General features: G+C 44.6%; 1 protein-coding gene. It reads left to right on the top strand.

Translation table 11 applies throughout. The features are described from left to right. Positions 1-707, top strand: a 707-nt coding sequence (rapZ, locus tag A3739_RS20515; protein ID WP_231877117.1) for an RNase adapter RapZ, incomplete at both ends; no start/stop codon positions are given.

Genomic DNA, 707 nt, shown 5'->3' with positions numbered 1-707 from the left:
AGGCACCATGAAACTCGTAATTATTAGTGGCCGATCGGGCTCAGGTAAGAGTACTGCCCTCCATGTTTTAGAAGACTTAGGCTATTACTGCATCGACAACCTACCTGTCGGTTTGCTCTTAGAGCTTGGCTCACAATCAGCAAGACAAACAGATGAGCGCTTGGCAAAAGTTGCCGTGAGCATTGATGCCCGCAACCTACAAAGCGGCATAGAAAACTTCCCTGCTTTTTATCAAGCCTTTCAAAATCAGAATATCGAAACAGACATTATCTTTCTTGACGCGGATAGCGAAACACTCATAAAGCGCTTTCATGCGACACGAAGAAAACACCCTTTAAGCTCTCCCGACATTTCCTTAAGCGAAGCCATCAACAAAGAGAGCGTTTTATTAGAACCCATTTCCAGGCAGGCTGACCTCAATATAAATACAAGCGACATGTCTTTGTATGAATTGCGTGACCATATCAAACTACGAGTAGCAGGCAGAGCTACACAAGAAATGGCCCTACTATTCCAATCGTTTGGATTCAAACACGGCGTGCCTAGCGATGCAGATTATGTTTTTGACGTTCGATGCCTCCCTAATCCGTACTGGGACCCATCTCTACGCGTATTCACGGGGCTCGACAAACCTGTTGAAGATTTCTTAAGTTCACATTCAGAAGTCGAGGAAATGGAGTCTTCAATTATTACTTTCCTCGACAAGT

The sequence above is a fragment of the Oleiphilus sp. HI0067 genome (genome assembly GCF_001635735.1).
Note: the sequence above shows the minus strand (reverse complement) of the source record. Positions and strands in the feature narration are given on the sequence as shown.